We start from the raw sequence: 15,964 nt of genomic DNA, 5'->3' as shown, positions 1-15,964 counted from the left end.
CATCGAAGCGTGCCGCCTCTGTTCGAATGCGATCAGCGGTATCGCGTCACGCCCCTTTCGGGGCGCTTCATGCTGATGACTGATCGGTGGCCTGGGACTGTTGGGTGCATCCATGCACCCAACCCTTCCGCGCGCTCCAAGGCCAGCCATTCGGCTGTCCGGATTCGCTCCCGGCGAATCCGTCGAACCCGCGTGGCGTCGGCACCCTTTTCTCTCCGCCAGATACGCAAAACGCCCCTTCCGGGGCGCTTTGCGTATCTACCTCTGGGCTTTTCCCTGTTTTGCTTTCAAGTCAAATCCCAGCCAAGGTTTTCCACATCGCCTTGCCTTGGGCTTCGTGAACCGACGCGTATTGCTGTGGATCCCAACTGGTTCCGGTCAAGAGCAGCCCCAGCTCGGCCACGGTGGCTTGGCAACGATCGCCAAAAGCAAAGACCTCATTGAAGGTCAACCCAAGCGTGTTGATGTCAAAGGCACGGGGCTCCTCGTCCAACTTGCGCATTTCCAGGTGGACGTGGTGCTTGTCCCGCAGTGTCTTGATTTTCGCTGCCACGGGATCAGCCGCAAGGATCACCATTTCATTGGAGACCTTTTCCCAGCCACTATCGAAGCGCGAGTAATTCTCGTCCCGATCGCTCTGCCTGAACCTCTCTTGGAAAACAGCTGAGCTTTCGGGCGGCAGGTCACCAATCGGTTCGTGGTGGAAGTGATCGAACATGCGCCCGTAGCGCTCCCGGTAGTGCTCCTTGATCGCGGGATCTGCTTGGAGCTTGCGCCAGAGGTTGGTCAGGCTACCGGACCGCGAATCGTTGTCCAGAAAAAGCCGTGACTGATCGCGCACCAGGTCTTGTCCAAGAAGCGGCGCCAGGTGGTTCCAGGCATTGGCACCCGGCGTCTTGTCCAGCTTCGCTTTCAGCCCCGCCTGAATCTCGGAGTCTTGAATGAGTGGGGACAAAATGTGTCGGCGCTCGTCGAGGATGTGGCACTCCTGCGTGAGCACGCGGACGAATCCATCGATTTGGCGAATGCGTTGTTCCAGTTCATCGGATTTCATTCCTGCTCCGCCTCCGCCGGCACCTGCTGGAACCGCACCTGCAGCCGCTTGATGAGCGCTCGGGTTTCCGCGTTCGGAGCGCGCGTGCACACCAGCACCGCCTCCCCGTTGGGCACGTGGCGGGTCGCCTTCTGCTCGGCCCGGACAATGGCGCGGTATTTCACCGCTTGGTAGACGCCTCGCTGGAGCTCGTCCTCCGAGCACTTGCTGGTTTTAGCTTCCACCGCCAGGCGATGCTTGCCGTTGTCGAAGTGAGCGTCCAACTGATCGCCAGAACTCAAGAGCTTCTCGTTCGTGCCCGCGGTGAAATCGCCGTAGTCCATGAACTCCTCCGGATGGTTGGCCACCCAGCGTTTAAGCGCTCGGTGTTCGGCGCTCTCGGTACCACCGCCCTGTTGGACCTTGGGCAAGGGAATGGGAGCATTGGAGGAAACCTCTGCCACCGGCCCGCTCGCCGGGGCAAGCATCGTGGCCCCAAGAGCACGGGCGACCCTGTCCCAGTCCTGATAAGTGAACACGTCTTCCATGGCCTCACGAAGGTGCACCCTGCGATCGTCTTCCGTGTCCAACTTCTTGCCCGCGAAGTAAGCCGGCGAAATCGTTATAGCGCCCTCTCCTGGGTGCCTCGTGGCCTTGTTAACCACGATCGTGTGCAAGGGTGGAATCGGTTTGCCCCACTGCTCGCTCAACCACTCGAGCGCCTGGGCCACACCACCAGCCACAGTCCCGTAAAGATCTTTTCGGGGTTTGATGTCGTGGCCGTAGTTGTCATGGAGCTCTTGGGCCAAGTCGCTATAAGAATGGGCCTCTCCCTCTTGGGCCCATCGGATGAGGATGGGCAGGGCATCCGGAATGACCTCGCTCCTCCACTTCGTCCGCGCGAACTCCACCATTGACCAGTCAAACTTTTCCATTCCCATACCTGCTCCTTGGTTGTTGACCCATGGTAGCGGTAGGGCTTGGACTGCGAAACGACAAGGACCGGTCTCCCCGCTCCTTTAGTGAGTCCTCGTTGGGCGGCATCATGCTGACCACAGGCGCTAGGGCGTCCCCGGGCCCACACAGTGCCTCCAAGGTGACGCCTAAATCGAGGATTCGCAGACCTCCGGTTGCAACTCTCCCCGCCAGCGAACGTTGGCGGGGGTACAGAGCAGCGCGACAATGCGTGTCCGGTCCTTTACGGCGGCCAGGCCAGCTCTTCCATGCGAGCTTTCCTCTGTTGCATGTAGTGCAACATCCCGCTGGCACACTGCTCAACAACGGAGCTTTCCTCAAAGGCCCCAACCCCAACCGCGGTTAGTGCTGCAATGACGCACAAGTTGGTGGTGGCCACCGCGTTGACGGTGGTCTGAAACAAAATGGCCGCTGGCACATGTGCCCCGATCTGCCCGTTGGGGTCTTGATACATCACCCGAATGGCCTTCCCGCCATGGACCAGTCCGCAAAGAGGGTCCCACGAATTGGTCACCGTCCGAGCCAGCTTCTGAGGCTCAACGTCGTGCCCGATCCGTGCAATGGCCTGCTCCACGTCACCGGCCAGGTCTTTGAGGGCAATAGCCACCCACTTTCCTTTCTCGTTCTTCTTTCGGGGGCCGCGATCTTCCTGGAGAAAGTCCTCCAGCTGTTCGACGTCGGCGAGAAACTGGACAAACACCGCCCGCAGGAACTGCTCAATCTGGGAGCGGTGCATCGCCAAGGCCACCGCAGGAAGATCGATGGGATGGGTCTCCAGGAGGAACAGCAACGCCCGGCCGTAATCCATCGACGCCCTAAACAGCTGGAAGGTCACCCGGCGGCGCTCGCTGTCGGCAGGAACAGTGATACGGGCCATGCAGGACATGTTCAATTCCATGCTCGCTCTGGCCTCTCTGGCCTCCCGTGCAATGTCTAAAGCTGTGGGATGGCGCTTGGCAGCGCGCGCTTCCAGCGCATCGCGAATCGCACCCTTCAACGAATTGTGCGTCATGTCCTTTGCCTTTCACTCGCGGATTTCAAGAGATGCCTCAGAGCTGCGGCACGATCTTCCCAGCGATCTAGGTTCCAAGATGGATGGTAGACCCAAGTCATCCACGCCCATCCGTTGCCGTAATCGAGAGACCATACGTGGCGCTCCTCCAGATAGCGCCGCCTCCTGCCCTCGGAGCTGGCATGGCTCGCATGGAAGCTTGGCTGGTCCGACGGCTTCCCGTGATCGAATCTTCGCCAAGCGGTGCGCCCGAGAACGAGTATCACGTCTGGCTGGAGAATTGGTAGGACCACCTCTACGAGCACGCGCCCCCCTTTGTTGAAGTCGGTTCCAGACGGACGGTGTCCAGCTCTCGTGCCGGCAAAGCGCTGGGACAAGTTGCAAAATGCCACCTGCCGCCAAGCTTGAGCAGCATCCAGGAGACTTGGGCTGCTTTGGCCTGTCAGTAGGCGATCCAGCTCATCAAAGAACTTGCCACCGCCTTTTCTTTCGCAAGTCTCCATGTCCCCAAATGTTTCGCGAGTGAAAGGACGAGTGATGACGGGGTCGTCGGTCCACCCAGCCTCCCGGTAGTGGGACTCGCCCAGTAGCAAGACGCGGCGCCCTTCAAATCCCTTCCAGTAGCCGCGGCCGACGTAGGGCACGAAGGCCACCTCAGCCGGCCACGCTTCCATGTTCAACTCAGCCGGAACATCCATGCCATTGACCTTCGTATGATGGTGTCAGGCTGCTCCACACCGTCCTGCCACGCACTATTGCACACCATCCCATGCCACCCCATTTTTCGCCACATTTCGCCGACAAAAAGCTCTTGCATACCGTTCGCACGTGCTTTAACTGTATGGGTCTTCTAAGATCATGCAGGGGCTCCCATGACAACTCACCACGGCTGGCAGGCGTGCCGCGCATGCCATGCACCAGGGTTTGATGTGCGCGTGGAGGGGGACTGGCACCTCCGTGCCAATCCCGCCTACTGGGGAACCAGCGCCCCTAAAACCTTGGTCTTGGGCTTTTCCAAGGGAGCCACTCAAATTGCAGCCGCCCAACATGGGAGCTTTGACGGGGTCGCCTTCGCAGGTGCTATGCGCCCTCGCCTCGCGGCCGTGCTGCACGAGCTCGGGATTGATCTGGGTGGGCAGACGATCGACGACGCCCTGACCGCCGAGAGCCACCACATGGGCGCCGCCTCCTTGGTGCGCTGTGGGTTGTCGGTGATGGAGAAAGCCAAGCTGGTCAGCAGTGGCACCATCATGCCCAGGGCCATGCGTTCGTCGTTGCCCTTGGAAGCCATGAAAACATGCGTGGCACGCCACTTGGATCCGCTTCCTGACAGTGTGGAGCGCGTGGTCTTGCTGGGGACCACCGATGCCTACGTGAAGGGGGTTAAGGCGCTCATGCGCCAACAGTTGAACGACTTCCAAGACCTCAACGACGTAGCCTTTCGCGCCCAGGGCCGGACGTGGGTGTTTGCCTCGCACCCCAGCCCGGCCAACGGCACTTTTCAAGCATGGATCTACGGTGACGCCGCCACTGAACCCGGCCGCAAGAAGCAACTGGCGCTCCAAGCGCTGGGCCACAAGGCCCCAGCGCAGCACCTGCCAACCCCGCCTTGCCTGGCACCGCCACTGATCCAGCCGTCCACGCCGCCAGTGCCAATTTCGCCAACCAAGGCGCCCAACGACGACCGTTTTGCCCGAGCCTTCCACCTGGTTCGCCACGATGGAAGGGTGATCGTCCCGGTGCGGATGAGGGACCGAGACACGGGAAACGTGGCGTTCCGGGTGGCCAAGATGGGCAACACCAAAGATGGTCAGCGCGAAATCTACGACGAAGTGGAGTTGTTGCGCTTGTGCGAGAGTGGGCAATGCCAGGTGCGCGCCCAACCGTTGGACAAGTCCACGCCGGCCAGCTTTGTTCGGCCGCTGCTCAACCACCGGATCGTGAAGACCCCCGCCCATTGATCGCGGCACGGCGCGCCAAGCCTTCATGAAGCAACAGGCGCGTTAGTTCGCTGGCGTGTAGCCCCTCCCGGGCTGCCACCTGCTCAAGCCAGTCTTTCAGCTCCCGGGGCACGCGAACGGCCATCTGCACGTAGGGTGGCCGGCTCATGAAGACAACCTCGCCAAGGTAAGCACCCACGCCAACGCCAAGCCGCTTCGTCAGTCTGAATCCTATGAACATTTTTCCCCCTTTCGTATCGTTGGTCTGTATCAGAGGCACGCATCGCGAACGTCATACGTTTGGGATACACCTGCACGAAAAACCAGCAAGGGGATCACTTTGACTAAAGACAAGAACCGGGAGAAAGGCCCGGTTTTTAGGAAGTGAAACGAAGGAGCTAAATGGCCCTTCAGGTGAACCACCAGCGATCAACGCGGTCCATAACGGTCTTCGCCGAACCTGGGGGCAGCCTCTTTGGGCCCAGCTCGGTGTCGGTGACCCCGGCGTCGCCGCTGGAAGACGCTAAGGGGCATTGCGATACTTGCGTCACATAAGGGGGAGCACATGGGTATCGAACGGGAGTTTCAGAGCTACGGCGCCCAGCTGGTCAATCGTGCGTGGGCGGTTTCCGCGGTCACCGCTGATCCGCGATCTGTTTTCCCGGCACACCTACTACAGACGAGCGCTGACCCCGTGCTCGCTGAAAGGCGTTGATCAGCGATCGGTGGACGTCGGTTTCGCCTTGACGTGCCGATCCCGGTAGGTCTCGGTGACGAAGTCCACGAACGCCACGGCAGACGCCACCGCCAAGCGTGCATGCCGGGGCTGCAGCCCACGGTGCTTGCCATCCTTGCCATGGCCGGTGCCGTAGAGGCGGCGAAGGTTGGCCAGGTTACCGGCGATTTGGTTCAGGATGCTCAGGATGCGCTTGATGCACTCGGCCCCCTTGGCTTGGTCATCGATCCCTTCGGGCACCAGGTCCAAGCTCTTGGCCAGTTTCTTGGCCAAGTCGTTCATCGCTCTTGCCGATCTCCACCCCCATTTTGCCCAGAATGGTCTTGCAGCACGACTCCACCAGCTCCTTGGCGCTGCCGTGCCGGCGAACGGCAGGAAGAAGCCGAAGCGTTCGGCCAACTCAGATACGGAACACGACAAAAGCTCCCCGGTGGCCAGATACTCGGCTTCCAGAGTGTCCCCATCGGTGGTGAGCACCAACTTGACCTTGTTTGACGCGTTCTTGGGACTGGTCTTAAGGGCATCCAGGGTTTCGCACACGCGGCCAGGTTCGCACACGGCCAAATGGATGTGGTTCCGCTGAAGAACTGCGCCGGGAAGGTCGGAGAAGTTGGTTCCTCCGGACCCAACCTTCCGCAGGCGCTTGAGGGTGACTTCGTTGTTGCCGAAAGCTGCCAGGAACTGGAACGGGAACTCAACCGGTTCAAAGTCGGCGATGGCCAGCTCGGATATGGCCTCTTCAATCTCGACCGCATTCATGCAACGCGACCTGTATGGACTACCGTGCCGTCAACGGCAAGTCCAATGGCGGGGCTGTCCTAAGGGTGGGCAAAAACGTGGCATCCGGCGATCTCGTAAGGCAGGCACCTAGTATCGGTCAGGCGGATGAGGCAGGGCCAGTTTCGCAAGGCCTGAGACGATTCAACCCTTTGTGTTCCAAGGCTTGGCAGATCACAGGCAAGCCACCTCGGCCATCGTTTGCGCAGCCCCAAGGACCGCAGGCAGCTGGGCCTTGCAGACCCCTTCCAAGTCCACCGTCTGGCCGGGGCGCGGCCGCTCCAGGTAGAGCACCCCGTCGTAACCCACCTGAGTGGTCTCGGTCGCTGTCTTGGCCACCGTGCCCGCTTCGATGGCCGGGCCAGTGAGGCGGAAGGTTCGCGCGGTCTCGATCAAGACGGGGAAGGTCAGGGCCATGCCAGCATGGCGTCCAGCGATTGAGGCGCGAACAGAAACCTTGAATCCAACAGTTGGCAAGCATCCTTTAGGGGCATATATTCCAAACCACCCTCGGCGAACCACCTGGACACGGCATTGGGCGACGCAATCATTGAATTAAAAGTAGCTTGGTATAACAAAGCGCAGATCGCCTGCTACAACGATAGGACTTGGGCATGCACTCTGAACAACAACTGCCTTCCAGCTTGCCGACACATCATCGAGCAGATTAGAGCAACATATCCGAAGGCCCATATCGTCATTGGGACGATAGAACGGGAGGGCTCAAAAACCATCGGCAAACACTCCGCCGACATCATTGCCTTTTCACACCGAACCATGGAAGAAGAACCGGAATTCCATTCATGGATTGATCTGGACGGGAATGACATTTTCGACCCCGTAGGCCCACTCTGCTTCAAGCTCAACTCTACGATGTATTTTGACGGCACTGCTGCCCAACAACATCAAGTGATTCATACTCCAATCCTGACAGCCGCTCAAGATGTAGATAATTTCTATCAACATCTTTTTGACAGACAAAAGGCTGGACTACGAGGACAACCCCATCAAATTAAACCGAACGCCCGACCGATATTGAATCAAGCCAGTGACAGCTCCACTTGGACCCTTCTTTGCAAGAAAGTTAAGGGCTACTGGAAGATGCTATTGAAATAATCCGCGGCACCGTGTTCAGCATTGATCGCCCTCCCCAAATAAACAGATGATCCACGCAAGAAGAAGCAGAGCCTGGCACTGGCCCTTCAGGCGTGCCTCGTCTCTATTTGGGGTAAGCGCTCGACCAGCAGGTAGCTATTACCGCTTGGAAAACACACACTGAGTGGCCGCCCTAGACTTGGATGGCTGCATCGCGTTGAACACCCGGGAGAAGAAGACCTTGGGGCGGGCCTTGCCGATGAGCTCTGGGTCCCCGCTCTTCTTGGTCTCTTCGACCGGTGACTAATCCCAATACTCAATCACGCTGGCCTTCTCGCCTTTACGCACCTGAGCGCCCACGGCCGCGGCTTGCTTGTAAGTCATCCACCGGTTTTCCTGGCCGTACCAGGCACTTTGCAAGGCCCACAAATGGAGCAAGTTACCGCCCCGGCAGCTCTTGCCGGCGGTCGGATTCATCGGCAACCCGAGGTCCACGCGGGCGTCCCAGGGTTTGAGGAAGGGACCTGTGCCCTCCTCCATCTGTCGGATCAAGCGTTCGACGACGTCGCGGGAGTGGCGTTGAAGGAAGCTTTCGTTTGGAGTGGTATCGGACACGGACAGGCTCTCCTGGAAGGCAAGGAAAGGCGCCTGTCGGCAACGCGAAGGGGGTTATAGGCTGGAAACATCGATCGTGAACGATGACGGCGCGTCCCTGCTCCAATAGGTTGTCCAGCAGCGCCAAGACTCGGTCGATGGTCAAACCGGTCCGGGGGTCTGTGTCGCCCTCCTGAAGCTGCACGCGGATGCCTCCGGGGTTTGTTGCACGGTGGAACGGGGGAGGCCGCCAGAGCATCCTGGCGGTTCATGCTGTCGTCCACGAAGGCATCGGAAGAGGTCATGGTTTCAGCATGCGACAGGATGGGGATTTGGCAAGCCTTGAATCGATCTACAGGGCAATTTATTCGCTAGAATCGAGACTGAGGCCGGAGATACTGGCCTCGCTTGGCCTCAGACGGCCAGGATTAGCGATGGATACAGGGGGAAACATGGATTTGGTTGTTCCGCGCGATCGGGAGCTGCCCGATTTGCTTTCACGTGCTTCATCCGGCGATCTCAATGTGCTCGCTGATCTCATCACCGACTTTGGCAAAGGCCGAGTCGCCTTGGATGGCTCGGTCAAGTCTCAGATTCTGGCCTGTAAGGAGCGAAGCCGTCTCCAAGATATTTCGGAACTCCTTGCTGGAGAGATCTCGGCATTTGGTGGCAATACCCTTGTGAATGCCGTGCGCAAAGGCGGGGTGTCCTATCAAGAACTGGCATCGGACGTGGCCAAGCAGTTGGGCGGAAAACCTTCCAGCGGGCTTGCATCATGGGATATTGAAGAAATCGCGTTGAGCCAGGCGGTGAAGAAGGCCTTCAAGGACGTCTCCGTCGATGTCTCCAAGAAAAGCGGTGCACAGTTGGCGGATCTCATGCGGCCAACCATCGACGGAATGATTAAAGAGGCTGGATCGGCCTTGGGCGCCATAGCGAACAGCGGTGCATCTGGGATTATGGGACTGCTCAGCGTTCGTGCCGCCCCCTTCGTACTGGCCCCGCTGGCTGCCGCTGCGGTTGGGGTGACCGCTGCTCAAGCCGCGACGCCGGCTTACCGCATTACCACACCTGCGGTTCTTCAGATCGCCATCATCCGTCGCCGCCAGTTCGATTCGGACCTAGCTGCCTACCGCGAGGCTCTTCAAGCATGCAAGTGAATCCCGACCTTTCCCGGGCTTTGCCCGAGTTTCCCGACGTGTTGGCGAAGCTGACCGATGGCACTTATACACTCCATGGCGGCGTCATTCGCCACGCAGCCGGCACCGGCAGAGGAGGACAGATCGTAGGCCATTTGATCTTCCCAGGAGACGCGCTCCAGACACAGCAGCGACTTCAAGAGCTCCAATCAACCTTATCCAAGGGAATGACTAGTATCCAAGCCGGAATGGATGGCCTCCAGCAGAGCATGAATGTTCTGCAGGGCCTACAGGTCGCGAACTTGGCCATGACCGGATTGAATCTTGCGGTCACGACAGCCGGTTTCGTGGTCGTATGCAAGAAATTAAACAAGATCAGCACCCAGATACAAGAGCAGTCTGAAGGCATCGCGCGGACACTTCACTTGGTGGGCGAGGTGCACGAGAGAAGCCTGCTGAACGATGAAGCAAGGTTCCGCTCTCTACTTCTGTCCGCCCAACAGTTCTGTGGTGAGGGCGATACGCATCAACTCCGGACGTTGATCCCCAGGTTCCACGAGGAATACGAGTTCACCAAGCTCATACTGGAGCGTCATGCGCCCATTGGCAGCAGCAATCTGGATCGATTCGGCGAAATCCAGTTGCTGCAGGAACGCTTGATCCACCTTGGACTTGGCTTGACTCATGTTCAACTGAAGAGCGGCTCTCCAGACTATGGAAAAGCATCGCTCGTCAATCTGGCCGAGACCATGAGCGCCCTCAACGCCAAGCGCATCGAAGCAATGCTTGGCAGCGAAGTTGCAACACAGGTACGCAAGACCGATTTCAGCGAGATCACCTCGTTCTTGAAGTCTGGCAAGGAGATGGTCCCGGCGCTGGCTTACCAAGCCGACGTCATCGACTTGGAAATCCGTCGTCGCGGCCTCCTCGAGCAGGCCTCTGAATCCGCGGAAATCAGGCTTGTGGCTGCCTGATTGGCACTTGGGGAGGTCAAGGTCTGCCTTGGCCTCTCCTGCTTTCGCGTTCACCCTCAGCTCGCACCCCCACCTACCGGCTTCATGCCAGTTTGAGCATCACTGTAACCCGCGCTTGGCCAAATGGTCGTAGAAGCGAGCCATCTCAGGCCGCGTGATGGTGTGCAGCTCGCGCTCGGCGCCCAAGAACTCGATCAGCTCCGTCACGGGAAGCAGTTTGATGCCGACTGTTTTGACCTCGATGTTCTCGGCGGCGACTTTGTCCTGCCAGATTCGCTTCGCATCGACCAGACTGATCGTCTCAGCTGGCAGGGACTGCACCGCTGCTGATTCCAACGATTTTGGCCCAGTCGCCGCCGGAACTGCACTTCCATCACGGAAGTGGAACTTGCCGATCTCTTCCAGCGCTTCCATTGCTCGAGCATGGTCGGCCGCATCCGTGGTCCGAAGACGGAAGCCCGGCAAGTCAATTTCATAACGCCTGGAGCCGTTCTCCGCGACGCTGCGCAGAACATCCTCAACCGTTAGTCCCTTCTTGGTCATGCCCCCATCCCTGATGGCATCGAATGCTTGAGGATAACGCTGTGCAATGGCCAAGGCAGCCACTCTCGCGCTAGGCAGGCGGATGCTCAGGGGACGCTTGACGAAACGTTTGCCGACGATGCCGCGCATGTCCGTCGGAATGCGCATGCGAAACTGGTAGCGACCAGCGGAAGAGCGAGTGAGATAGCGTGATAATCGCGTCGGAGTTGTGCCCCGATTTGTGCCCCAAGCCGCCCTTCAAGAGCCTGAAAAATGTTGCTTCAAAACAAACACTTATTCAGGGTTGGCGGAGAGAGTGGGATTCGAACCCACGGAAGGAATGACCCTTCGCCGGTTTTCAAGACCGGTGCCTTAAACCGCTCGGCCATCTCTCCGTATCGGTAGCGCTTCCGCGCCCCGCGTGCCCCGGTCATTGCAACCCGGGCAACCGGTCCGGGATCGCCCCGTCCGGCATGGCTCCCCGGCTTGGGCCGGGGGTCGCATTCTCGCATTTCAGGTGGGATTTGCCCACCCGCCGGCTGTCGGGCTCAGCCCGCATCCACCGCCAAGGCACCCAGCGCACTCGCCTTGATCTTCTCCTTGGCCCGCTCGCACGCGCCACCGCAATCCAGGCGCGAGGCCTCCAGCTGCGGCGGCAGGTGCTCGGCCAGGAAGTCGATGAACACGCGCACCGCCGGCAGCAGGCCGCGGCGGGAGGCGAAGACGGCATGGCAGATGCCCTGCGGCAGCGACCAGTCCGGCAGCACCACTTCCAGTTCGCCGTTGCGCACGGCGTCGGCGCAGACGGTTTCCGGCAGCATGGTGATGCCGAACCCGTCCTTGACCATGCTCTGCAGCAGCGGGAAATCGAAACCCGCCACGCGCGGCTGCAGGTCCACGCGGCGGACCGCGCCTTCCGGGCCGTGCAGTTCCCAGCGCTGACGGGCTTCGTCTTCGCTGATGCTCAGGGTGACGTGGTTGGTCAGTTCGTCCGGGTCTTTCGGGCGGCCGGCGCGATCCAGGTATTTGGGGCTGGCCACCAGCAGTTCCTGCACCTGGCCAAAGCTGCGCATCACCAAGCTGCCATCGTCATCCAGGCGCGAGCGCACGCGCAGGGCGACGTCGTAGCCTTCGTTGATGATGTCCACGCGGCGGTTGCTGATGTTCAGCTGCAGCCGCACCTTGGGGTACTGCGCCAGGAAGATCGGCAGCAGCTTGGGCAGCTGCATCTGCGCGAGCGAGACCGGCACGCTAGCGCGCACCAGGCCGCGCGGCTCGGCGCTGAGGCGATCCACCACCTCACGCGCGGCTTGAGCCTCGGCGAGCATGGTCTGCGCGTGGCGATGCACGCTGGTGCCGACGTCGGTCACCGCGAAGCGGCGCGTGGAGCGCTGCAGCAGGCGGACGCCGAGGTCGGTTTCCAGCTGGCTGATACGGCGGCTCAGGCGGGATTTGGGGATGCCCAGCGCGCGTTCTGCTGCGGCGAAGCCACCATGATCCACCACCATGGCGAAGTAGTAGAGGTCGTTGAGGTCTTGCATACCGAAGTTCCAGATATAGAACAATACGTGGTATTCAACCACCTTTATTCCAAACAGGCAACAACCTAACCTGATCTCCGTCGGCGGCGCCTTGCCCCGCCCCTCCCCAGATAACAGGTGATTGCCATGAAGCTTCTTCACATCGACGCCAGCGTGCTTGGCGACAACTCGGTTTCCCGCCAGCTCTCCGCCGCCGTGGTCCAGCAGTGGCGCGACCAGGTGCCGGGTCTGGAAGTGAGCTACCGCGACCTCGATGCCCAGCCGGTCCCGCACCTGCGCAGCTCGTCCCTGGCCCAGTCCGATCCGGCCGAAGTGGCTGACGCCGAGCAGGTGCTGGCGCAGTTCCTGGCCGCCGACGTGGTGGTCATCGGCTCCCCAATGTACAACTTCAGCGTCGCCTCCACCCTCAAGGCGTGGATCGACCGCCTGGCCGTGGCTGGGCGCACCTTCAAGTACACCGAGAATGGCCCGGTGGGCCTGGCCGGCGGCAAGCGCGTGATCGTGGCCAGCAGCCGCGGCGGCCTGCACACCGGTGCCCCGACCGACTTCCAGGACCCCTACCTGCGCCAGGTCTTTGCCTTCTTCGGCATCGACAACGTCGAGTTCGTGCGGGCCGAGGGCATCGCCTATTCGCCTCAGCACCGCACCGATGCGATTGCCCAGGCCCTGGCCGCGCTGCCGCAGCCGGAAGAACTCGCCGCAGCCTGATCCACGCAGGACCCACACCGTTCCCTCCCCCTCGTCGTGACGGTGTGGGTGTGGCAGAGATGGCCCCTCCCGGGGCCATCTTTTTGGGACGCGGCTCGGCCTTACTGCAGTTCGCAGTCGCGCGTCATCGGTGATCCCAGGATCATGCCGTTGCCCGTGCAGGCCGCGAGCACAGTGTCGCCTTTGCCGAGCGCGCCGGCCTCTTCCCTGGAGAGGCCGGAGATCATCACCTGGTCGACGCTTCCGGCCTTCAGCTGCACCTGCGGCTTATCCATCAGATCCGTCTGGATGCTGGCAACTTCGCCGGTGATCAGCAGCCGCTTGCCTTTGTAGAGGACGTCGGCGGCGACCTCATTGGCCTCGTAGTCCCGATAGAGCTGGCGCGCGGTGATTTCGACAGGCGGGACAGGCGCGGCAGGCGCGACGGTGATGTCCTGCTGGCGGCCCTTGTCCGCGTTGGCCTGGGCATCGAGGGCCGGCTGACCGATCGCGCTGACGGTGCCGGCGAACACCACGACGCCCACGAGGTAGACCAGCGGGGAGGCGACGAGGGACAGCAGGAGCTGGGCGATGCCTTTGCCGGCGCCGCCCTTGGCCATCGCCACGACCGCCAGGATGAAGGCCACCAGATTGAGCGGCCAGCCGAGGATGAGCCCGAGCCCCGGAAACGGGATCAGGAAGCACAGCCAGGCGATGCCCAGCATCAGCCATGCGGTGATGCCGGCGGGATTGGAGGATGGGAGGGGTGCAGCCGCTGTAGTCACCGTGCGTCCTGTGGAAGTAGATGTCGGTGCCCAGCCTGTCCGCTGTGTGCTGCAGGAAATGGGCATCGATCACACCACCACGTGCGGGCCGTATGGGTCGCCCACCGGATGCTCCATCCGCGAAACCCCGTGCCTGCCGTCTCTGCGGCCCTCCACGCCGAGTGCCGCCCACTCGGCTACCAACCTCTCCTACATTTCATCACGGCGGTTTCTGACCTGTCTCTCTTCCTCATTGGAAGCCGCATCGCTGACGCAATCAACGCTGCAGCGTCGCGGCGATGGCCGCTAAGCTGGGGGCTCTTTACACATGGCTGATTCCGCATGGATTACCGCGTCATCCAGACCCACCGCAGCGAGTTCCCCCACCCGATCACCCTGCAGCCCGGCGATCCGCTGCAGGTCGGCGAGCGCTACCAGGGGCCCGAAGGCTGGGACAACTGGTATCTGTGCCAGACGCCGGGCCAGGCCGCCGGCTGGGTACCGGCGCAGGTGATCGGCCGCAACGCGCAGGGGGATGCGATGGCGGCCGAGGCTTACTGCGCGCGCGAACTGGACGTGGATGTGGGTCAACACGTGCGCGGTGAGCGCGAGCTCAACAGCTGGGTGTGGTGCGAGCTGGTTGGCGGCACCACGTCCGGCTGGGTGCCGCTGGGCGTGTTGGCGCCGATGACGGACGGGTAGAGCCACCCCATGGATGGCTGCAGGTGATGCATGACCGGTACGGAAGCCACCCATGGGGTGGCTCTACCGAAGCACCAACAAAAAACCCGCCTTCCGGCGGGTTTTTTACACGCGTCACAGCACCGGATCAGCCGATGACATCCAGCCCGCCCATGTAGGGCTTGAGCACGTCCGGCACGGTGATGCTGCCGTCGGCGTTCTGGTAGTTCTCCATCACCGCGATCATCGCGCGGCCGACCGCCACGCCCGAACCGTTGAGCGTGTGCAGCAGTTCGGGCTTGCTGGTTTCCGGGTTGCGCCAGCGGGCCTGCATGCGGCGCGCCTGGAAATCACCACAGTTGGAGCACGAAGAGATTTCGCGGTAGGTGTCCTGCGAGGGCAGCCACACTTCCAGGTCGTAGGTCTTGATGGCGGCAAAGCCCATGTCGCCGGTGCACAGCAGCACCTTGCGGTAGGGCAGGCCCAGCTTTTCCAGCACGACTTCGGCACAGCGGGTCATGCGCTGGTGCTCTTCATCGCTCTGCGCAGGGGTACAGGCGGCGACCAGTTCCACCTTCTCGAACTGGTGCTGGCGGATCATGCCGCGCACGTCGCGGCCGCCGCTGCCGGCTTCGGCGCGGAAACACAGCGAATGGGCGGTCATGCGCAGCGGCAGCTGCTCGGCGTCGATGATTTCATCGCGCACGATGTTGGTCAGCGGCACTTCCGAGGTCGGGATCAGATAGCGGGTGGACTCGCCCACGGCGGTCTTGAACAGGTCGTCCTCGAACTTCGGCAGCTGGCTGGTCCCACGCAGCGACTCGGCGTTGACCAGGGTCGGGACGTTGGTCTCTTCATAGCCGTGCTCACCGGTATGCAGGTCGAGCATGAACTGCGCCAGGGCGCGGTGCAGGCGCGCGATCGGGCCACGCAGCACGGTGAAGCGCGAGCCGGACAGCTTGGCCGCGGTCTCGCCATCCAGCCAGCGGTTGCGGGCGCCCAGCTCGACATGATCAAGCACCGGGAAATCGAACGCGCGCGGGGTACCCCAGCGCTTCTGCTCGACATTCTCCGATTCATCCTTGCCGGCCGGCACATCCTCGGCCGGCAGGTTCGGGATGCCCAGCGCGATCGCTTCGATTTTCTCGCGCAGCACATCCAGGGCCAGTTCCGAGGCTTTCAGTTCATCGGCGAACGCAGCCACCTCGGCCATGATCACCGAGACGTCTTCGCCTTTGGCCTTGGCCTGGCCGATGGCCTTGGAACGGCTGTTGCGCAGGCTCTGCAGCTCCTGGGTACGCACCTGGATCCGCTTGCGATCGGCTTCCAGCGACTCCAGCCCGGAGACATCCAGCTCGAAACCGCGCGAGGAGCGCAGGCGTTCGGCAAGGTCGGCGGGCTGTTGGCGGAGCAGGGCTGGATCGAGCATGGCGGCAGAGGGGTCTACGGATTCGGAGGGGGATTATCGCCTGTTATGCGTTTTTCTGCCGCCGG

15 protein-coding genes, 1 tRNA gene and 1 pseudogene are annotated in these 15,964 nt (G+C 61.3%); 6 read left to right on the top strand and 11 right to left on the bottom strand.

Features of this window, described 5'->3' with window-relative positions:
- Positions 1–292 precede the first annotated feature (292 nt).
- The 3 genes from ORK51_RS15865 to ORK51_RS15855 form a co-directional block, all read right to left on the bottom strand.
- Positions 293–1,054: an AbiU2 domain-containing protein gene (locus ORK51_RS15865; RefSeq protein WP_266085753.1), complete on the bottom strand. Its 762-nt coding sequence runs from the start codon at positions 1,052–1,054 to the stop codon at positions 293–295.
- Positions 1,051–1,968, bottom strand: a complete 918-nt coding sequence (locus tag ORK51_RS15860; RefSeq protein ID WP_266085751.1) for a hypothetical protein — start codon at positions 1,966–1,968, stop codon at positions 1,051–1,053. Before ORK51_RS15860 ends, ORK51_RS15865 begins: the two co-directional genes overlap by 4 nt.
- Before the next feature lie 263 nt (positions 1,969–2,231).
- The gene (locus ORK51_RS15855; protein WP_266085749.1) at positions 2,232–3,020 is read right to left on the bottom strand and encodes a DUF6988 family protein; all 789 of its coding nucleotides are present in this window, start codon (positions 3,018–3,020) and stop codon (positions 2,232–2,234) included.
- Between the two features lie 872 nt (positions 3,021–3,892).
- On the opposite strand from ORK51_RS15855, the gene ORK51_RS15850 reads away from it, so the two are divergent.
- Positions 3,893–4,981 carry a hypothetical protein gene (locus ORK51_RS15850; protein WP_266085748.1) on the top strand — a complete coding sequence of 363 codons (1,089 nt, stop codon included), beginning with the start codon at positions 3,893–3,895 and terminating at the stop codon, positions 4,979–4,981.
- Between the two features lie 694 nt (positions 4,982–5,675).
- Here the strand turns inward: ORK51_RS15850 and ORK51_RS15845 are convergent.
- Both ORK51_RS15845 and ORK51_RS15840 read right to left on the bottom strand, forming a co-directional pair.
- Positions 5,676–6,455 (bottom strand): abortive infection family protein, encoded by a 780-nt coding sequence (locus ORK51_RS15845; protein ID WP_266085746.1) that lies wholly within the window; start codon positions 6,453–6,455, stop codon positions 5,676–5,678.
- A gap of 192 nt (positions 6,456–6,647) precedes the next feature.
- Positions 6,648–6,890: a hypothetical protein gene (locus tag ORK51_RS15840; RefSeq protein WP_266085744.1), complete on the bottom strand. Its 243-nt coding sequence runs from the start codon at positions 6,888–6,890 to the stop codon at positions 6,648–6,650.
- A 117-nt stretch (positions 6,891–7,007) separates the two neighbouring features.
- Here ORK51_RS15840 and ORK51_RS15835 point away from each other — a divergent pair, with 117 nt between their 5' ends.
- On the top strand, positions 7,008–7,589 hold the full coding sequence (locus ORK51_RS15835) for a hypothetical protein (protein ID WP_266085742.1): 582 nt from the start codon (positions 7,008–7,010) through the stop codon (positions 7,587–7,589).
- 282 nt (positions 7,590–7,871) lie between these two features.
- Here ORK51_RS15835 and ORK51_RS15830 read toward each other — a convergent pair whose 3' ends face one another.
- Complete coding sequence (locus tag ORK51_RS15830) at positions 7,872–8,183, bottom strand: ArdC-like ssDNA-binding domain-containing protein (protein WP_266085740.1); 312 nt, start codon at positions 8,181–8,183, stop codon at positions 7,872–7,874.
- A 431-nt stretch (positions 8,184–8,614) separates the two neighbouring features.
- Here ORK51_RS15830 and ORK51_RS15825 point away from each other — a divergent pair, with 431 nt between their 5' ends.
- Together ORK51_RS15825 and ORK51_RS15820 are read left to right on the top strand one after the other, a co-directional pair.
- Positions 8,615–9,322, top strand: a complete 708-nt coding sequence (locus tag ORK51_RS15825) for a YaaW family protein (RefSeq protein ID WP_266085738.1) — start codon at positions 8,615–8,617, stop codon at positions 9,320–9,322.
- Positions 9,319–10,275, top strand: coding sequence for a hypothetical protein (locus ORK51_RS15820; RefSeq protein ID WP_266085736.1), 957 nt, complete (start codon positions 9,319–9,321; stop codon positions 10,273–10,275). Before ORK51_RS15825 ends, ORK51_RS15820 begins: the two co-directional genes overlap by 4 nt.
- A 99-nt stretch (positions 10,276–10,374) precedes the next feature.
- On the opposite strand, the pseudogene ORK51_RS15815 reads toward ORK51_RS15820, so the two are convergent.
- From ORK51_RS15815 to ORK51_RS15805, 3 genes and pseudogenes are all read right to left on the bottom strand, one after another.
- A pseudogene (locus ORK51_RS15815) lies at positions 10,375–10,992 on the bottom strand (DUF6538 domain-containing protein); the annotation flags it as partial.
- Between the two features lie 110 nt (positions 10,993–11,102).
- Positions 11,103–11,192 (bottom strand) — tRNA-Ser (locus tag ORK51_RS15810).
- A gap of 153 nt (positions 11,193–11,345) precedes the next feature.
- Positions 11,346–12,338: a LysR substrate-binding domain-containing protein gene (locus tag ORK51_RS15805; RefSeq protein WP_019184298.1), complete on the bottom strand. Its 993-nt coding sequence runs from the start codon at positions 12,336–12,338 to the stop codon at positions 11,346–11,348.
- A 126-nt stretch (positions 12,339–12,464) separates the two neighbouring features.
- On the opposite strand from ORK51_RS15805, the gene ORK51_RS15800 reads away from it, so the two are divergent.
- Complete coding sequence (locus ORK51_RS15800) at positions 12,465–13,046, top strand: FMN-dependent NADH-azoreductase (RefSeq protein WP_070425427.1); 582 nt, start codon at positions 12,465–12,467, stop codon at positions 13,044–13,046.
- A gap of 101 nt (positions 13,047–13,147) precedes the next feature.
- Here the strand turns inward: ORK51_RS15800 and ORK51_RS15795 are convergent, their stop codons facing one another.
- Entirely contained in the window at positions 13,148–13,750 is a 603-nt protein-coding gene (locus ORK51_RS15795; RefSeq protein WP_266085730.1) for an OB-fold protein, read from the bottom strand.
- Positions 13,751–14,131: 381 nt separating this feature from the next.
- Here ORK51_RS15795 and ORK51_RS15790 point away from each other — a divergent pair, with 381 nt between their 5' ends.
- Entirely contained in the window at positions 14,132–14,491 is a 360-nt protein-coding gene (locus ORK51_RS15790) for an SH3 domain-containing protein (protein ID WP_070470452.1), read from the top strand.
- A 127-nt stretch (positions 14,492–14,618) separates the two neighbouring features.
- Here ORK51_RS15790 and serS read toward each other — a convergent pair whose 3' ends face one another.
- Positions 14,619–15,899, bottom strand: a complete 1,281-nt coding sequence (gene serS / locus ORK51_RS15785; RefSeq protein WP_266085728.1) for a serine--tRNA ligase — start codon at positions 15,897–15,899, stop codon at positions 14,619–14,621.
- Positions 15,900–15,964: the final 65 nt, after the last annotated feature.

Source organism: Stenotrophomonas sp. RIT-551, from assembly GCF_026241915.1.
Taxonomy (GTDB): Bacteria; Pseudomonadota; Gammaproteobacteria; order Xanthomonadales; family Xanthomonadaceae; genus Stenotrophomonas; species Stenotrophomonas bentonitica_A.
The sequence above is the reverse complement of the archived record's forward strand: the minus strand, read 5'-3'. Positions and strand labels throughout refer to the sequence as shown.

What these genes read in the sequence shown, in the direction of transcription:
- ORK51_RS15805 (WP_019184298.1), bottom strand. Translation starts at nt 12,338, where the DNA reads ATGCAAGACCTCAACGACCTCTACTACTTCGCCATGGTGGTGGATCAT.
- ORK51_RS15840 (WP_266085744.1), bottom strand. Translation starts at nt 6,890, where the DNA reads ATGGCCCTGACCTTCCCCGTCTTGATCGAGACCGCGCGAACCTTCCGC.
- ORK51_RS15850 (WP_266085748.1), top strand. Translation starts at nt 3,893, where the DNA reads ATGACAACTCACCACGGCTGGCAGGCGTGCCGCGCATGCCATGCACCA.
- ORK51_RS15790 (WP_070470452.1), top strand. Translation starts at nt 14,132, where the DNA reads ATGGATTACCGCGTCATCCAGACCCACCGCAGCGAGTTCCCCCACCCG.
- ORK51_RS15865 (WP_266085753.1), bottom strand. Translation starts at nt 1,054, where the DNA reads ATGAAATCCGATGAACTGGAACAACGCATTCGCCAAATCGATGGATTC.
- ORK51_RS15800 (WP_070425427.1), top strand. Translation starts at nt 12,465, where the DNA reads ATGAAGCTTCTTCACATCGACGCCAGCGTGCTTGGCGACAACTCGGTT.
- ORK51_RS15825 (WP_266085738.1), top strand. Translation starts at nt 8,615, where the DNA reads ATGGATTTGGTTGTTCCGCGCGATCGGGAGCTGCCCGATTTGCTTTCA.
- serS (WP_266085728.1), bottom strand. Translation starts at nt 15,899, where the DNA reads ATGCTCGATCCAGCCCTGCTCCGCCAACAGCCCGCCGACCTTGCCGAA.
- ORK51_RS15855 (WP_266085749.1), bottom strand. Translation starts at nt 3,020, where the DNA reads ATGACGCACAATTCGTTGAAGGGTGCGATTCGCGATGCGCTGGAAGCG.
- ORK51_RS15795 (WP_266085730.1), bottom strand. Translation starts at nt 13,750, where the DNA reads ATGCTGGGCATCGCCTGGCTGTGCTTCCTGATCCCGTTTCCGGGGCTC.
- ORK51_RS15860 (WP_266085751.1), bottom strand. Translation starts at nt 1,968, where the DNA reads ATGGAAAAGTTTGACTGGTCAATGGTGGAGTTCGCGCGGACGAAGTGG.
- ORK51_RS15845 (WP_266085746.1), bottom strand. Translation starts at nt 6,455, where the DNA reads ATGAATGCGGTCGAGATTGAAGAGGCCATATCCGAGCTGGCCATCGCC.